This window comes from Bacillus sp. JZ39, assembly GCF_053903145.1.
Window position 1 is genome coordinate 3,161,718 of the sequence record NZ_CP096389.1, and the last position, 14,075, is coordinate 3,175,792.

16 protein-coding genes are annotated in these 14,075 nt (G+C 44.5%); 6 read left to right on the top strand and 10 right to left on the bottom strand.

From position 1 onward, the window contains the following. Complete coding sequence (locus M1D65_RS16280; protein WP_015251261.1) at nt 1-384, bottom strand: tautomerase family protein; 384 nt, start codon at nt 382-384, stop codon at nt 1-3. Nucleotides 385-402: 18 nt separating this feature from the next. Then, a complete protein-coding gene (locus M1D65_RS16285; RefSeq protein WP_128422399.1) occupies nt 403-1,143 on the bottom strand; it encodes an SDR family NAD(P)-dependent oxidoreductase in 741 nt (246 codons plus the stop codon). 133 nt (nt 1,144-1,276) lie between these two features. Here M1D65_RS16285 and M1D65_RS16290 point away from each other — a divergent pair, with 133 nt between their 5' ends. Further along, complete coding sequence (locus M1D65_RS16290; RefSeq protein ID WP_456270630.1) at nt 1,277-2,164, top strand: LysR family transcriptional regulator; 888 nt, start codon at nt 1,277-1,279, stop codon at nt 2,162-2,164. Nucleotides 2,165-2,183: 19 nt separating this feature from the next. On the opposite strand, the gene M1D65_RS16295 is transcribed toward M1D65_RS16290, so the two are convergent. From M1D65_RS16295 to M1D65_RS16310, 4 genes are all read right to left on the bottom strand, one after another. Further along, complete coding sequence (locus M1D65_RS16295) at nt 2,184-2,471, bottom strand: YusU family protein (protein WP_446014677.1); 288 nt, start codon at nt 2,469-2,471, stop codon at nt 2,184-2,186. 24 nt (nt 2,472-2,495) lie between these two features. Then, on the bottom strand, nt 2,496-3,323 hold the full coding sequence (locus M1D65_RS16300) for an ABC transporter ATP-binding protein (RefSeq protein ID WP_080265401.1): 828 nt from the start codon (nt 3,321-3,323) through the stop codon (nt 2,496-2,498). Nucleotides 3,324-3,540: 217 nt separating this feature from the next. Continuing rightward, nucleotides 3,541-3,978 (bottom strand): YusW family protein, encoded by a 438-nt coding sequence (locus M1D65_RS16305; protein WP_456270631.1) that lies wholly within the window; start codon nt 3,976-3,978, stop codon nt 3,541-3,543. 109 nt (nt 3,979-4,087) lie between these two features. Next, nucleotides 4,088-5,884, bottom strand: a complete 1,797-nt coding sequence (locus tag M1D65_RS16310; RefSeq protein WP_153257021.1) for a M3 family oligoendopeptidase — start codon at nt 5,882-5,884, stop codon at nt 4,088-4,090. A 134-nt stretch (nt 5,885-6,018) separates the two neighbouring features. Here M1D65_RS16310 and M1D65_RS16315 point away from each other — a divergent pair, with 134 nt between their 5' ends. Further along, nucleotides 6,019-6,861 (top strand): oxidoreductase, encoded by an 843-nt coding sequence (locus tag M1D65_RS16315; RefSeq protein ID WP_302897055.1) that lies wholly within the window; start codon nt 6,019-6,021, stop codon nt 6,859-6,861. 89 nt (nt 6,862-6,950) lie between these two features. Next, nucleotides 6,951-7,412 carry a metalloregulation DNA-binding stress protein MgrA gene (gene mrgA / locus M1D65_RS16320; protein WP_014477938.1) on the top strand — a complete coding sequence of 154 codons (462 nt, stop codon included), beginning with the start codon at nt 6,951-6,953 and terminating at the stop codon, nt 7,410-7,412. A 42-nt stretch (nt 7,413-7,454) separates the two neighbouring features. Here mrgA and htrB read toward each other — a convergent pair whose 3' ends face one another. Then, on the bottom strand, nt 7,455-8,831 hold the full coding sequence (htrB, locus tag M1D65_RS16325) for a serine protease Do-like protein HtrB (protein WP_456270632.1): 1,377 nt from the start codon (nt 8,829-8,831) through the stop codon (nt 7,455-7,457). 277 nt (nt 8,832-9,108) lie between these two features. Between htrB and cssR the strand changes: the two genes are divergently transcribed. Both cssR and cssS read left to right on the top strand, forming a co-directional pair. Continuing rightward, a complete protein-coding gene (cssR, locus tag M1D65_RS16330; protein WP_003228529.1) occupies nt 9,109-9,786 on the top strand; it encodes a secretion stress-responsive two-component system response regulator CssR in 678 nt (225 codons plus the stop codon). Next, nucleotides 9,783-11,138, top strand: coding sequence for a secretion stress-responsive two-component system sensor histidine kinase CssS (gene cssS / locus M1D65_RS16335; protein WP_124047941.1), 1,356 nt, complete (start codon nt 9,783-9,785; stop codon nt 11,136-11,138). The genes cssR and cssS overlap by 4 nt, the downstream gene beginning before the upstream one ends. Nucleotides 11,139-11,165: 27 nt before the next feature. Here the strand turns inward: cssS and spxO are convergent, their stop codons facing one another. Further along, the gene (spxO, locus tag M1D65_RS16340; protein WP_003221681.1) at nt 11,166-11,330 is read right to left on the bottom strand and encodes an anti-adapter protein SpxO; all 165 of its coding nucleotides are present in this window, start codon (nt 11,328-11,330) and stop codon (nt 11,166-11,168) included. A 167-nt stretch (nt 11,331-11,497) separates the two neighbouring features. Between spxO and M1D65_RS16345 the strand changes: the two genes are divergently transcribed. Continuing rightward, entirely contained in the window at nt 11,498-12,373 is an 876-nt protein-coding gene (locus M1D65_RS16345; RefSeq protein ID WP_003243192.1) for a TetR/AcrR family transcriptional regulator, read from the top strand. A gap of 39 nt (nt 12,374-12,412) precedes the next feature. Here M1D65_RS16345 and fumC read toward each other — a convergent pair whose 3' ends face one another. Both fumC and M1D65_RS16355 read right to left on the bottom strand, forming a co-directional pair. Then, a complete protein-coding gene (gene fumC / locus M1D65_RS16350; RefSeq protein ID WP_003228523.1) occupies nt 12,413-13,801 on the bottom strand; it encodes a class II fumarate hydratase in 1,389 nt (462 codons plus the stop codon). Between the two features lie 66 nt (nt 13,802-13,867). Beyond that, complete coding sequence (locus M1D65_RS16355) at nt 13,868-14,053, bottom strand: YvzF family protein (RefSeq protein ID WP_003244599.1); 186 nt, start codon at nt 14,051-14,053, stop codon at nt 13,868-13,870. Nucleotides 14,054-14,075 lie beyond the last annotated feature (22 nt).

A 14,075-nucleotide genomic window follows, 5' to 3' on the forward strand; every position in this document is an offset into this window, starting at 1 on the left:
TTATTCAATCATCTGGGCTCTTCCATTTCCGAAAGACCAATCCTCAGCCTGATTTCCGGCCAGCATGATAAACACATCTTCTTTTCTGACACCAAGCTCGGAATGAATCCGGCTCGCGATTGAGCGGTAAAGTGCTTTTTTCTGTTCAGTTGTTCTTGACTGTTTCAGTGTAAAATGAATGTATATCAGTTCATCAGTACGCTCGACTTGGAGATAAAATGGATCATAAAAAAATTCGCTTTTTTCATATTGTCTGATGACTTGAAAATAGTCATCTTCCGGCACATTGATTTCTTCAATCATCGATTGGTGGACAGTCCTGCTCAGTTTTTGAAGCCACGCTTCGCTTCTTCCCGACCGTAAATGAATCTGTACAAATGGCATCTCCCTGCACCCCTTTCTTTACAGCGTCTGTCCGCTGTCAATTGTGATAATTTGGCCTGTGAGTGATTCCTGTTCAACTAATGAACAAATCAATTTGGCAACCTCCTCTGGTTCAGCAATACACTGCAGCGGCAAAGAGCCAATCATGCTTTTCATTTTTTCTTCCCGGCCAGCCCACCATCTCGTTGCCACAGCTCCTGGTGCTACACCGCTCACTCTGATTTCAGGCGCTAAGGCGTGAGCCAATGATTTCGTTAAACCGTGCACCGCCGATTTTGATACTGCGTAAGGCATAGATGAGCCCGCACCGTTTAACCCCGCAATGCTGCCGACGTTTACGATCGTTCCAGCCTTGCTTTTCTTCATGAACGGAGCCACTGCCCTCGCACAGAAAAACATCCCTTTCACATTGACGGCGTACAGCTCATCCCAGACGTCTTCTGTCGCAGCCTCAAGATCATCCATTGGAATATGCCGTGTAATGCTGGCATTGTTGACTAAAACATCAATCGGGCCGTATGTTTTCACGATTGTTTGAACCATATCCTGCACGTCGCTGTTTTTGGATACATCTGCTTGGATGGCGAAGGCTTGCCCGCCAGCTTTTCGAATCTTTTCCACTGTTTCCTCCGCTTCTGATTGCGAGCGTGAATAATTCACCGCCACAATCGCCCCGCGCTTTGCCAATTCCATACTGGCTGCTTTTCCGATTCCTGTGCCGCCCCCCGTTACGAGAGCTATTTTGTTCAAGACATTCATTGCCGCCACTCCTTGCTGTTGACTAAAGTATATTTCTGATTCCATTGTAATCCAGCTTTGATGTTACGTATAATGATTGTTAAAGATACTAGATATCACTTAGATTGATAGCAAACGAACGGAGGAGTTCAAAATGGAAAGCGGAGATTTACGTGTGTTTCAAATGGTAGCTCATGAAGGAACCATTACGAAAGCAGCCCTGCAGCTTGGCTATGTACAATCGAATGTCACGGCCAGAATTCAGCAATTGGAAGCTGAGCTGGGTACCACACTGTTTTTGCGCCATAATCGGGGCATGACACTTTCTGCAAGCGGAAAATTGCTGCTGGACTACGCAAATAAAATTATCGGCCTGCTTGATGAAGCGTCTAAAGCGCTCTCATCCTCCGCAGAACCAAGCGGGCCGCTTATGATCGGCTCCACTCAGACAACCGCCGCGGTAAGGCTTCCAAAGCTCCTGGCATCTTATTATGAAGAACATCCAAACGTCCAGCTATCTTTAACAACAGGACATACGCAATTTCTCCTTGATAAAGTTCTTCGTTATGAATTGGATGGCGCGTTTATCGGATGCGAATGCCATCATCCTGAGCTCGAATCCTATCCTGCGTTTGAGGAAGAACCAGTAGTTGTTTCGGCTGCCTCCGTGCCCGATGTTGAGGAAGCCATCACAAAGCCGATTCTCGTTTACAGCACAGGCTGTTCGTATCGAGAAACACTTGAAAAATGGCTGCGTTCCGTCGGTGTCACACAGCCGGTCATTATGGAATTTGGGACGCTTGAAGCAATTATCGGCGGGGTTACAGCAGGTCTTGGCATCTCGTTGCTGCCAAGAACGGTTGTGCAGAAACATGAAGCAGAAGGATCAATTCGATTGTACCCGCTGCCTGAAGCGCTCAGCCAGATGAAAACAGAGTTTATTGTTCGAAAAGATTCGTTTATCAGCAGCGCGCTGAGAACCTTTATGGATTCCTTTACGCCAGATAAAACGGCTGAATCACAAAAAAGCAGTCTGCAATAATGAACAGACTGCTTTTTGGCTATTGTTTGTTTCGATGCGCTTCATTTAATTCCTTAATATGCTGAATGATCTCTTTAATGCCCTGCTTTGCATGAGGGTATGTCGCATTCCAATGCTTAGCGAGCGGAGGCATGCTTTTGGCTATATGGGTGTACAAAATCCATTGCTTCACTTCTTCTTTTAGCTCATCGTTTGTCTCACCAAGCAGAAGCTCAGTATACTTCTCCAGCAATCCATCCAGCTGCTCCTGAAGTTTTTGTTCCATTTGCCATCTTCCTTTCGAAAAAACAGCAAGGAGCTTTCTCAATTGAAAGCTCCTTCGCTGCGTTATTTATCCATGCGATGTGAAAGCCGCTTCCTGGACAATGCATCTACCCCTGCCATGAGGAATGCAAAGAGGCGTTCCGAAGAGCGGGTCCTGTGTAACCTGACAGTTCATAGAAAATACATTTTGCACAAGATCACAAGTGATGACCTCTTCCGGACGGCCTTCTGCATAAATCCGTTTATCTTTTATGGCCACAAGATGATGCGCATAGCGGCACGCCAAGTTTAAGTCATGGAGTACCATAACAATCGTCCGGCCTTCCTTTTCATTCAGCTCAAACAGCAAATCAAGAATTTCAATTTGATGCGTCATGTCTAAATACGTCGTCGGCTCGTCAAGAAGGATGATATCCGTTTCCTGGGCAAGCGTCATCGCAATCCAAGCCCGCTGGCGCTGTCCGCCTGACAAAGAATCAACGGCGCGGTCAGCCATGTCCTCAAGCTTTGTTGCTTTAAGCGCTCTTTCAACTGCTTCCTCATCCTCTTTTGACCACTGCTTCAGCCAGTTTTGGTAAGGATATCTTCCTTGCTTCACCAGCTGATGCACCGTCAGCCCCTCAGGAGCCGAAGGACCTTGAGGCAGGATTGCGAGCTCTTTTGCGACTTCCTTCGTCGGAAGCTTGGCAATCGCTCTTCCTTCCAGCAGCACTGAACCGCCTCTCGGCTTCATCAGGCGCGCTAATGAACGTAAAAGTGTCGATTTTCCGCAGCCATTGCTGCCAATAAATACGGTAATTTCACCTTTGGGAATTGTTAAATTCAACTCATCAATAATAACGGCATCCCCGTATCCTAAGCTCAGCGTTTCTGTAGAAATTGCACTCATACCCATAACCGCTCCTTTTTGCTGGCTTTTTAGCAGCACTATGTATTGCACGTTTTCTATATACATGCTTTTAAGTCAATTATCATCAATGCAAGTGATTCCGATATTCAGCCATTTGATATGGTCATATATCCCTCATTGTAGCAGAAAACACTGACTTTGAAAATCATTTTCAATTAGTTTTATGGACATAATTGACGTTTATGGGTTTTTTATCACAAGATTACTTCTTGATTTCTCTGATGGAGCCGTCCTTCAGCTTCAATTTTAAATCGATATGATCATAATGACTGTCCAGATTAAATGTTGCCAGCACACTGTGTATCACTTCTGTTTCAGCCATTTGGTCTGTTACGGAAAGCTCGCTCAAAATCATTTTCATCTCATCCAATGCTTCTTCTCCCTCCTGATTGACACCGGAGAGCTTATCCTGTATTTCCGCTTTTTCCTGAGTTCCGTTCTTTGTATAGATTCCTTCATAACGGTTATGCTCACCATCCCCGTAGCTCACACGAAGCGAAAAATTACTGTAGGGAACGGACTTCAGCTGGGTGACGGCTGTATTTTCTCCTTCTGCCTGCTGCTGGTCTTCATTGAAACGGCAGCCCGCAATCAGAACCACTGCGAGACCTACAGCCCCGGCTGCTCTGATCAAATGCATATGTTTCCCCCCTGTAGGATTCCATTTATTTTAGGTATATCCAGAGAATGAAATCCTCATTCAGAGAAGAATTGAAAAAGCCGGGGCATTTAACGCCACGGCTTTTTCTTTAAGATTCGGTCATTTGTATAAAGGTTTCGGCGTCACGCACAGCCAGCTTGATGGCATTCTCCCAGAAATCGCGCTTCGTGATGTCAGCGCCCAAATGCTTCATCGCCAAATCCTCCACTGTCATAGAAGCCGTATCGCGCAATAGCGCCATATACTTCTCTTCGAATGCGTTTTTTTCTTCAAGCGCCAGCGCGTAAATGCCAAGAGAAAACAGGTAGCCGAATGTATAAGGGAAATTGTAAAACGGCACCCTCGTGATGTGAAAGTGAAGTTTTGATGCCCAAAAAAGCGGATGATATTCTTCTAACGCATTGCAGTATGCCTCTCTTTGTGCCTCTTCCATCAGCTCATTCAAGCGGCTGGCCGGTACCACTCCCCGCTTTCGTTCCTCGTAGAATCTCGTTTCGAATAGAAATCTTGCGTGAATGTTCATGAAGAACGCAACACTTCTTTGCACTTTATCCTCCAGAAGAACAAGCTTTTCTTCCTTGGTCTCGGCCTGCTGGACAGTCGCGTCCGCCACTATCATCTCTGCAAACGTTGAAGCTGTTTCTGCAACGTTCATGGCGTAGGAGCGGTTTAACGGCCTGACGTTGAGCATTGCTTCCTGATGGAACGCGTGCCCGAGTTCATGCGCAAGGGTAGAGACATTTGAGGCGCTGCCCGAAAATGTCATGAAAATCCGGGATTCCCCGCTGTCAGGAAAACTGGTGCAAAAGCCGCCGACTCTTTTTCCGCTCCTGTCTTCCGCCTCAATCCAGCCGTCCCGAAACGCTTTTTCAGTGAATGAGGACAGCTTTTTGCCAAACGTTGAAAACTGGCTGGTAATGATATTTGCGGCTTCATCATACGAATAGACCTTTCCGTCAGAACCGATCGGTGCCTCGACATCGTACCAGCTGAGTTTTTCAAGGCCGAGCATGGATGCTTTCCGGTTCAAAAACTGAACGAACGGCTTCTTGTTTTCAGTGATGACCTGCCACATCGTATCAAGTGTTTCTTTTTTCATCCTGTTAATTTGCAGCGGTTCCTTCAGGACATTCTCCCAGCCGCGCGCTTTATAGGTTTCGAGCCGGAATCCCGCCAAATGATTCAGCGTGCTGCTGAAAATATCTTGCTTGCTCTCCCAAGCTTGGCGGAAACGTTCATATACTGTTTTTCTGACAGTACGGTCTTGATGGTCCATCATATTCTCCGCCTGACCGACAGACAATTGCTTGTTTTCACCATTTTCCCCATACGGGATCGTCATTTTCCCGACAACCATATTGTATAAGTCACTCCAAGCGTGATATCCGTCCACCGCAAGGTTTCCGATCAGTTTTTCTTTACCGGGGCTAAGCTTTTCGGCAACCCTCTGTCTTCTTTCATTTAATATGTAAGAAACATCGCGCAATCCCGGTTTTGTTAACAATTCATTCCACACGTCTTGATTAATGTCCACAAGTTTATGATCTAATGTAACGAGCGACGATTGAAAATCTGCGGAAAGCCGGTTCATGAGTGCCTGATGCTCTATAGCCTTTTGATCATTGATATTCTGGGCCTGGAGGCAGGCAACAAACGCGCCGGCCTGCTGAAGCTTGACGGATGTCTGTTCGAATAAATCAAGCAACGCGGTCAGCCCTTCAGCCTCTTCAGGCGATTCAGGCACCTGAAACGCATCAGTCCTGTCTTGAAATGCACGCAGACTTTGTGACAGCTTCTCAATATAACCTTTGAATTCTTCCGATTGGCTCCCGCCCTTAAAAAATGAATCAAGATCCCATCTTTGGCCTACCCCTTGCAGCGCCATATCACAAAACCCCTTTCCTTCTTTCGTTCTATTATAGAACAATTCTGAATTGTTGTATAAAAATTTCTTTTTACAGGCGTCATCTCCTGTTCAGGATAGTACAATAGCTGTAGCCGTTTAATAGGAGGTATAGGATGAATAAAAAAATAGCCATCGTAACAGGAGCGTCCAGCGGCTTCGGTCTGCTGGCAGCTGTAAAGCTTGCCCGATCATTTTTCGTGATAGCCACATCAAGACAGCCTGAAAAAGCGGAACAGCTTCGAGAATTGGCTGCAGCACACAATGTGTCTGATTCCATTCTCATTACAGCTCTTGATGTCACCGAGGAACAATCTATAGTCTCATTCGGAAAAACCATTAGTGCTTATGCCCCGATCGACTTACTCGTTAACAACGCCGGAACGGCTTATGGAGGATTTATTGAGGATGTGCCGATGGAACATTTCAGAGAACAATTTGAAACGAATGTCTTCGGTGTGATCCATGTGACAAAAACCGTTCTCCCTTACATAAGAAAGCATGGCGGCGCAAAGATTATAAACGTGAGCAGCATCAGCGGACTGACCGGATTCCCAGCGCTGTCGCCATATGTTTCTTCCAAGCATGCATTGGAAGGTTTTTCTGAAAGCCTGCGTATCGAGCTGCTTCCGTTCGGTATCGAAACCGCTTTGATCGAGCCGGGCTCATACAAGACATCGATCTGGTCAACGTCATTATCAAATTTTATGTCGGTGCCTGCTGACGATTCAGCCTATCATCAATACTATAAAAAGATCCTTTCCTACGTTGAAAAAAACGGAGAAGAAAGCGGAGATCCCCAAGAGGTTGCCGACCTCATTTATCAATTGGCAACAAAACAGCATATCAAGAAATTGCGATACCCGATCGGAAAGGGCATCAAGCTCACCCTGCTGTTCCGATCGCTTTTTCCTTGGTCTGCGTGGGAGTCTATCCTGAAGAAAAAGCTATTCAGCTGATCTAAATTATAATTATTATAATTTAGTATTGATTTTTATTTAGTATATGATATAATTAAGTCAACAGATCACAAGGAGGACGTTATCTTATGAAAACTGAAAATGCAAAAACAAATCAAACATTAGTTGAGAATTCAATGAACACACAATTATCAAACTGGTTTCTTTTATACTCTAAGCTCCACCGTTTCCATTGGTATGTGAAAGGGCCTCATTTCTTTACATTGCACGAGAAATTTGAAGAACTTTATGACCATGCGGCTGAAACAGTCGATACCATCGCTGAGCGCCTGCTGGCGATTGGCGGACAGCCTGTTGCCACAGTGAAAGAATACACTGAGCATGCATCTATCACAGACGGCGGAAACGAAACATCAGCTTCAGAAATGGTACAAGCATTGGTAAACGACTACAAACAAATCAGCAGCGAATCTAAATTCGTGATCGGCCTGGCTGAAGAAAATCAAGACAATGCGACAGCGGACTTGTTTGTCGGATTAATTGAAGAAGTTGAAAAACAAGTGTGGATGCTTTCCTCTTACTTAGGATAAAAAAAGCTGAACCCTATTTGGGTTCAGCTTTTTGTTTTTTTCTTAGCTTGAACTGCTTTCTGTCTGCTTGGTCAGTGTCGCGTTCAACGTTTTCGTTTTTCCCTTTCGCAGCACTTGGATTGTTGTTTTATCTCCGACTTTTAAGTCTTTGTAAAGGATCTGACGGATATCCGCACTGCTTTCCACGTCTTTACCGTTTAGTTTGACAATGACATCCTCAGATTTAATACCTGCTTTTTCTGCCGGCGAATTTGCTTGAACTTCTTTTACATAAACACCTTTGCCCAATTGATCTCCAAACAGGCCGAGCGTATTTTCCTGATAGGTTTCAGGAACTTGTGACATGTCAATCATCTGCACGCCTAAAAACGGACGGTCCACCTTCCCGTTTTGCAGCAGCTGGTCAACAATCGGCTCGACATCATTGCTTGGGATCGCAAATCCAAGTGATTCCACGCCGCTTTCGCTCACCTTCAAGCTGTTGATGCCGATGACCTGGCCGCTTGCATTGATTAATGGGCCTCCGCTGTTCCCCGGATTGATCGCTGCATCGGTTTGCAGCACGTTCATTTCCACCGTCCCTTGTGTTGTATCCACATCAATTGTCCGGTTCAGTCCGCTAATGATGCCTTGTGTCACCGTACCGGAAAACTGCTGTCCGAGCGGGTTACCGATAGCGATTACCTTTTCGCCAGTGCGCAGCTGTGAAGAATCACCAAAGCTCGCCACTTTTTTGACGTTCTTGCCGCTGATTTCCAAAACTGCCAAATCAGTAATGGTATCGCTGCCGACAAGCTTGGCAGTTTCCGTTTCTCCGTTGTATAGCGTAACAGTCAGCTTGTTCGCGCCTTCAACGACATGGTTGTTTGTAATGATATACGCTTTATCACTGTCTTTTTTGAAAATAACACCTGACCCGGTTCCGCTTTCACTTTCTGAGCTGGAGCCTCCTCCCGTGCCGAATGTGTTATTTTGAGAGGTTTGGATATTTGAGATTCCGACAATCGTAGGCTCTAAATCCTCTACCATATCAGCGATGTTTGATGCGTTCGTTATTGGCGCCGTTGTAAAATTATCAGACTGCACCTGTTTATTTGCGGAAGCGGTCTCGGTCGCCTGATTTTGGTCTGACGGCAGATAAGGCGCGATGCCAAGCATGAGGCCCCCGCCGATAATACCGCCTAAAATCGGGCTCAGCCATGCGGCTCTCCGTTTCTTTTCTTTTTTCACAGCCGTTTCTTGCTTTTCCATTTCTAAAGCAGAAGCCGTTTCCTGCCGTCCCGCTTCATACGACACAGGCGCGTCAAGCAATTCTTGTTCAGAATGTCCAATCAGCTTATGGTTTTCTGTATTCTGCTGTTCTGTATGTGAAGGTTCAGTTTGATGTTGATCGTTTTGGCCATCACGTCGATAATCCATGTTCTTACACTCCTTTAACGGTTATTCATTTATCGTTACATATTCATCGAATGTACAAGTTCAATTGTCCCAATAATGAGGAGAAAAGCAAAGCACCAAAATAGAATATGTTTGATCATCCTACATCTTCCTCGCTCTTTTTCTCTTCCTTTCTTCCCTTATACATATCATAAACAAACATTGTGGGATAAAAATGAAAAGAATATGTGAAATTATGAAAATTGCCTGCCGTATGTTAAAACTAGTTTATAATGACGTTGAAAGGATGTGAAGAGCCTTGTCATACACCATTTATCTAGTTGAAGATGAGGATAACCTGAATGAACTGCTGACGAAGTATTTAGAGAATGAGGGCTGGAACATTACATCTTTTACGAAAGGTGAAGACGCCAGAAAGAAAATGACACCGTCTCCCCACCTATGGATTCTCGATATCATGCTGCCGGATACCGACGGCTATACATTAATAAAAGAAATCAAGGCGAAAGATCCTGACGTGCCGGTCATTTTTATTTCCGCCCGAGATGCGGATATTGACAGAGTGCTTGGCTTAGAGCTTGGCAGCAATGACTACATTTCCAAGCCGTTTCTGCCGCGGGAGCTGATTATCCGTGTGCAAAAGCTGCTGCAGCTCGTATATAAGGAAGCTCCTCCTGTACAGAAAAATGAAATTGCCGTCTCCTCGTATCGGGTCGCTGAAGACGCCCGCGAGGTCTATGACGAAAACGGGAATATCATCAATTTGACGTCAAAGGAATTTGATCTGCTGCTATTATTTATCCATCATAAAGGGCATCCGTACTCTCGTGAGGATATCCTCCTAAAAGTGTGGGGACATGACTACTTCGGAACAGACCGGGTCGTTGATGATCTCGTCCGGAGACTGCGCAGAAAGATGCCTGAATTGAAGGTGGAGACGATTTACGGTTTCGGCTACAGGATGATGTCATCATGAAAAACAAGCCGCTCGCGTTTCAGATATGGGCTGTCATATCCGGCATCCTGTTAGCGATATCGATTTTACTGCTTGTGTTATTTTCAAACACGCTGCGAGATTTTTTCACTAATGAAACGTATACGACGATTGAAAATGAGCAGCATGTTCTGACAGAGTACCGCCTGCCAGGTTCGATTGAAAGGCGCTATTACAGCGAGGAAGCGACGGCGCCGACAACTGTCCGCTCCGTCCAGCACGTGCTCCTTCCTGAAAATGAAGAGGCTTCTTCAGACAAGGATTTAAGCATTCTGTCATCTTCATTTATCCACAAGGTGTACAAGCTGGCTGATAAGCAGGAAGCTAAGAAGAAACGTTACAGCGCCGACGTCAATGGAGAGAAAGTGTTTTTTGTCATTAAAAAGGGACTTTCCGTCAATGGACAATCAGCGATGATGCTCTCTTACGCGCTTGATTCTTATCGGGACGATTTGGCCTATACCTTGTTCAAACAGCTTCTGTTTATTATAGCTGTCGTCATTTTATTAAGCTGGATTCCGGCTATTTGGCTTGCAAAGTATTTATCAAGGCCTCTTGTATCATTTGAAAAACACGTCAAACGGATTTCTGAACAGGATTGGGATGACCCAGTAAAAGTGGACCGGAAAGATGAAATCGGCAAATTGGGCCATACCATCGAAGAGATGCGCCAAAAGCTTGTGCAAAAGGATGAAACAGAAAGAACTCTATTGCAAAATATCTCCCATGATTTAAAAACGCCGGTCATGGTCATCAGAGGCTATACACAATCAATTAAAGACGGGATTTTTCCTAAAGGAGACCTTGAAAACACTGTAGATGTTATTGAATGCGAAGCCCTTAAGCTGGAGAAAAAAATAAAGGATTTATTATATTTAACGAAGCTGGATTATTTAGCGAAGCAAAAAGTGCAGCACGACATGTTCAGTATTGTGGAAGTGACAGAAGAAGTCATCGAACGATTGAAGTGGGCGCGGAAAGAACTATCGTGGGAAATTGATGTAGAAGAGGATATTTTGATGCCGGGCGATCCGGAGCAATGGAACAAACTCCTCGAAAACATTCTGGAAAATCAAATCCGCTATGCTGAGACAAAAATAGAAATCAGCATGAAACAAGATGATCGAAATATCGTGATCACCATTAAAAATGACGGTCCGCATATTGAAGATGAGATGCTCTCCAGCCTCTATGAGCCTTTTAATAAAGGGAAGAAAGGCGAATTCGGCATTGGTCTAAGCATCGTAAAACGAATTTTAACTCTTCATAAGGCATCTATCTCAATTGAAAATGACAAAACGGGTGTAACGTACCGCATAGCAGTGCCAAAATAGACTGTAGATGTTTTGCAGTCTATTTTTTTATGTGAAAGAATAGCCGTTAAAATCTCTGTAATTTGTTTTGAGCGGCTGTTTGCATTGATGAACCCATTTTTTCTCTGACAAGGTCTGCTTCGGATATTTGACTTTCTCCACTTTGATTCCTCTGTTTCGCAAGCGGCTGATCATTTCGTCCAATTCTCTCATTCTAGATTCACCCTTTCGCTTGAGCTTTGACCATTCGGTCATCTCAATTTATAATATAAATAATACATGATAAAAAAACAAGTTACAATAAGGTTAATTTTATAACAGACGGTGTGACTATATGGTCATATCCTAGCAGGCCTCCGGGCTCCGAAAGGGTGGAACCATTGAAGGAAAAAGAAAAACTGATTATTGAAACAGCCTTAAAACTATTTGCCCAAAAAGGATACAACTCAACATCAGTCCAGGAAATCGCAAAAGAATGCAAAATATCTAAAGGCGCTTTTTATATTTATTTTCCTTCGAAAGAAGCGCTTCTTCTCTCTATGCTGAACTACTATTATGATAAAACGTTTACCCGAATTTTAAATATTAAAACGAAGGGCGACAGCCCCAGAACGGCTTACCGTAAACAGCTGACCGTCCTCTATGAAAACATTCTTGAACACAAAGATTTTATCAGCATGCAGTTGAAGGAGGGTTCTCTGCCTTACACAGAAGAAGTGGAGCAATGCGCAAAAAAAATCCGCCAGTCCTCACTTCAATTTCATATCGACAGCCTGCTGAACATCTATGGAAAAAAAGCGGAACCGTACACTGCTGAGCTTTGTTTTTTAATAGAGGGCATCAGCCAGATTTACCTGGAATGCATGATTTTGCTCGGGTACACTGTGAAGCCGTCTCAATTAGCTGATATCATTATGAATCGAATTGATGATATGGTAAAAGGCATGTCTGAACGAAACGATAAGCCTTTCATCACATTGGAAGAGGCGAGCTCTTTATTCGGGCCTCTTACGCACGGACGGCCTGACCCGCTGACTGAATCGATTGTGAAAAGCCTACGTGACAAAATTAACAGCTTAAACACAAACTCCTCTCTTGAATTATCGGAGAGCTTGGACATACTTGAAGCAGAAATGAAGAAAAAAACACCGAAGCTGGCGATCATAAAAGGAATGATTCATAATCTGACGGAGTCTGAAGCTCTCGCCAAAGATGCGGAACAGCTTAAATATTTATTAAAACAGCAACATATTTAGAAGAACGGCTGCTTAAAAAGCAGCCGTTCTTTCTTTCTATTACGCCTTTGGTTTTACCATGTCTTCCGGCTTAACCATTTCGTTAAATTGCTCCTCTGTCAGCAATTCAAGCTTCAAAGCTGCTTCTTTGAGCGTCAATCCCTCTTTATGGGCAAGCTTAGCGATTTTCGCCGCGTTTTCATAACCGATATGCGGGTTCAGCGCCGTAACAAGCATTAATGAATTTGACAGGTTTTCCTGAATGGTTTCTTTATTAGGCTCAATACCGACAGCACATTTATCATGGAATGAATTCATGCCGTCACTGAGCAGCTGCACAGATTGCAGGAAGTTGTAAATAATAACAGGCTTAAACACGTTCAGTTCAAAGTTTCCCTGACTCGCAGCAAAGCCGATTGTAGCATCGTTCCCCATGATTTGCGCTGCGATCATTGTTAACGCTTCGCTTTGTGTCGGGTTGACTTTACCAGGCATAATGGAGCTTCCCGGCTCATTTTCAGGAATGACGATCTCCCCGATGCCGCAGCGAGGTCCGCTTGCGAGCCATCTGACATCGTTCGCGATTTTCATTAAGTCAGCCGCAAGCGCTTTTAATGCGCCATGCGCATAAGTGATTTCGTCATGGCTTGTCAGCGCGTGAAATTTATTCGGTGAACTGCTAAACGTTTGGCCGGTCAGCTTAGTGATCTCTTCTGAGACAAGCTCTCCAAACTCTGGGTGGGCGTTGATACCCGTTCCGACAGCCGTTCCACCAATTGCAAGCGCACGCATTTTATCTGTCGCTTCCAAAATCATTTCCTTCGAACGGTCCAGCATGTGAACCCATCCGCTGATTTCCTGTCCGAGGGTCAGTGGCGTAGCATCCTGAAGATGCGTGCGTCCGATTTTGACAATATCATTGTATGCTTTTGCTTTTTCATCCAGTGTATTGCGAAGCTGATCAAGCGCCGGCACAAGCTGCTCGTAAACAGCCAAAACAGCGGCAACATGCATCGCCGTCGGGAATGTGTCGTTTGAGCTTTGGCTTCGGTTCACGTCATCATTTGGATGAATCGTTTGATCAGAGTTCTTCTCTTTTAATAAAGCAGTCGCACGGTTGGCTACCACTTCGTTCATGTTCATATTGCTTTGTGTGCCGCTTCCGGTCTGCCATACGACAAGCGGGAAGTTGTCATCGTACTTGCCTTTGAGCACATCATCACAAACCGCTGCAATCGCTTCTGCTTTTTCAGCATCCAGATTGCCGAGGCGTTTATTAGCTAAAGCAGTGCTTCGTTTTAAAATTGCAAACGCCTTCACAACACGCATCGGCATTTTTTCAGAACCGATCTTAAAGTTCTCCTTGCTTCGCTGTGTTTGGGCGCCCCAAAATTTATCAGCAGGAACTTTTACTTCTCCCATGGTGTCTCGTTCAATTCTGTATTCCATTTATGTATCCCTCCATAACGGTTGCTTCAATAGATCATAATTCGCCAATGACACAAAAAATCCTTTTTATTTTTCGATCTTGGCAGATTTTAATTTTAATTCAAGATATACGCGGGAATCCTTTGAATATTTGTATTTTGGATTCGTCCTTCCGTACTCCTTTGATGTATAAGAGACATCATAATGCTGTTCAAATGATCTAATGAGCTGTTCAATTTCTTCTTGTTTACCAGCTAGCCTTACCTGTGCCACTTCGTATCCTCCGCTTTCATAA

Excerpts from the sequence above, each read along its gene's own strand:
- M1D65_RS16280 (WP_015251261.1), bottom strand. The coding sequence starts at position 384 with ATGCCATTTGTACAGATTCATTTACGGTCGGGAAGAAGCGAAGCGTGG.
- M1D65_RS16285 (WP_128422399.1), bottom strand. The coding sequence starts at position 1,143 with ATGAATGTCTTGAACAAAATAGCTCTCGTAACGGGGGGCGGCACAGGA.
- M1D65_RS16290 (WP_456270630.1), top strand. The coding sequence starts at position 1,277 with ATGGAAAGCGGAGATTTACGTGTGTTTCAAATGGTAGCTCATGAAGGA.
- M1D65_RS16300 (WP_080265401.1), bottom strand. The coding sequence starts at position 3,323 with ATGGGTATGAGTGCAATTTCTACAGAAACGCTGAGCTTAGGATACGGG.
- M1D65_RS16305 (WP_456270631.1), bottom strand. The coding sequence starts at position 3,978 with ATGCATTTGATCAGAGCAGCCGGGGCTGTAGGTCTCGCAGTGGTTCTG.
- M1D65_RS16310 (WP_153257021.1), bottom strand. The coding sequence starts at position 5,884 with ATGGCGCTGCAAGGGGTAGGCCAAAGATGGGATCTTGATTCATTTTTT.
- M1D65_RS16315 (WP_302897055.1), top strand. The coding sequence starts at position 6,019 with ATGAATAAAAAAATAGCCATCGTAACAGGAGCGTCCAGCGGCTTCGGT.
- mrgA (WP_014477938.1), top strand. The coding sequence starts at position 6,951 with ATGAAAACTGAAAATGCAAAAACAAATCAAACATTAGTTGAGAATTCA.
- htrB (WP_456270632.1), bottom strand. The coding sequence starts at position 8,831 with ATGGATTATCGACGTGATGGCCAAAACGATCAACATCAAACTGAACCT.
- cssS (WP_124047941.1), top strand. The coding sequence starts at position 9,783 with ATGAAAAACAAGCCGCTCGCGTTTCAGATATGGGCTGTCATATCCGGC.
- spxO (WP_003221681.1), bottom strand. The coding sequence starts at position 11,330 with ATGAGAGAATTGGACGAAATGATCAGCCGCTTGCGAAACAGAGGAATC.
- fumC (WP_003228523.1), bottom strand. The coding sequence starts at position 13,801 with ATGGAATACAGAATTGAACGAGACACCATGGGAGAAGTAAAAGTTCCT.